Here is a 1,704-nt window from a genome sequence, read left to right on the forward strand (position 1 = left end):
CCGCCCGAAGGCTGCAGCTACCGGCTGGCGGTGGTGTCGATCCGCAAGGCCTACGCCGGCCACGCCAAGCGCGTGATGTTCGGCATCTGGAGCTTCCTGCGCCAGTTCATGTACACCAAGTTCGTGGTCGTCACCGACGACGACGTGGACGTGCGCGACTGGAAGGAGGTGGTCTGGGCGATCACCACGCGCATGGATCCGGTGCGCGACACCGTGCTGGTGCCGCACACGCCGATCGACTACCTCGACTTCGCGTCGCCGGTCAGCGGGCTGGGCGGCAAGCTCGGCTTCGACGCCACCAACAAGTGGCCGGGCGAGACCGCGCGCGAATGGGGCCGGCCGATCGCGATGGAGCGCGCGGTGCTCGACCGCGTCGATGCGCTGGTGCAGCGGCTGCTGCCGGGCTGAGGGCGGCCGGCCTGCGCCGGGCCGCTTGCCCCTTGGGTCTGCCCTGGATCAAGACTCGGCCGGAACCCGACTTCGGGGGGTGGTCGAAGGCTTGCCTGCCGCCGCCGATTGGCTTAGATTGGCAGCGCCTGCTTGCAGGCAACACCGATGGCGCAGTCCCTGCGCCTAAAGGGGCCCCGGACCTGATTCCTCTGGAGCCCCGGCGGCGGTCTCACCGCCAGCCCCTTCCGGCCGCAAGGCCGGAAGGGGTTTCGCATTTCTGGGGCGGCTGTCGTGCCGGTTGGGCGCGCCCGAATGTGAACTTTCCCGGTGGATCCTGTCGGCGCGTGCCGCTGGTGCGTCCCACTGGTGCGTCGCACTCGTGCTGCCGCCGGCGCGTGCCGCCGCATCAGGCGCCGGCCAGCAGCCCCAGGTATTCGTGCAGCGCCAGGTTGGTCTTGCGCATGCCGGCGGCGCTCGGCAGCCAGCGCAGCACGCCGCGCACGTCGTCGTCGGCCAGCCCCATCGGCGCGGGCACCAGCGCGATGCCGGCGCCGCGGCGCTGCACCGCCTGCTCGAAGGCGCGCAGGCTGCGGCGCATGTGGAAGCCGTGGGTCACGAGCACGATGCGCTTCACGCCGGCCGCCTGCAGCAGCGCCACGCTGCGTTCGGCGTTCTCGCGCGTGTCGCGCGATTCGCCCTCGGCCCAGCGCAGCGGCCGGCCGAAATCGCGCGTCGCGGCCAGCGCCGCCGCGTCGGCTTCGGTCGGGCCGTCGGTGCCGGCGTGGCCGATGCCGCCGCTGTAGGCCACCGGCCAGCCGGTCTCGCGCCCGAGCCAGATCCCGTAGCGCAAGCGCTCGGCGGCCATCGGGCCCGGGTTCGGCCCGCCGTATTCCGGTGCGTAGGCTTCGCGGCCCGAGCCGAGCACGACGATCGCGCCGGGCCCGCTGCGGCGCAGCGCCTGGATGTCCTGCGCGCTCAGCGCCTGGTGCGGCGCCGTCAGCCGGCGCTGCAGCATCTGGCCGACACCGGTGGTGCTGCACAGCCAGATGCCGGCGGCGCCGAGCAGCAGGCAGCTCCACTGCCAGGCCGGCCGGCGGCGCAAGACCCAGCCGCCGCCGAGCATCAGCGCCAGCCACGGCACCGGCGGCAGCAGCAGCGCGGTCGCGACCGGTTTGAGCGCGAGCAGGTCGAAGTGGGTCAGCCAGTCGTTCAGCACGGGTCAGCGAGGGTGCCGTCACGCGCGTGCGCCGCGCATGCGGGCCGGATGGCGGCGCGCTAGTGCAGTGTTCCACTCTGTGCAGCACTGAAGAAAAC

At 72.8% G+C, this 1,704-nt stretch carries 1 protein-coding gene and 1 pseudogene; one reads left to right on the forward strand and one right to left on the reverse strand.

Features of this window, described 5'->3' with window-relative positions; genetic code table 11:
- Window positions 1-408: pseudogene (locus tag U0177_RS00005) on the forward strand (3-octaprenyl-4-hydroxybenzoate decarboxylase); the annotation flags it as partial.
- A 388-nt stretch (window positions 409-796) separates the two neighbouring features.
- Here U0177_RS00005 and U0177_RS00010 read toward each other — a convergent pair.
- Window positions 797-1,606 (reverse strand): YdcF family protein, encoded by an 810-nt coding sequence (locus U0177_RS00010; RefSeq protein WP_409568518.1) that lies wholly within the window; start codon window positions 1,604-1,606, stop codon window positions 797-799.
- Window positions 1,607-1,704 lie beyond the last annotated feature (98 nt).

The organism is Kouleothrix sp. (assembly GCF_046328425.1).
GTDB lineage: Bacteria > Chloroflexota > Chloroflexia > Chloroflexales > Roseiflexaceae > Kouleothrix.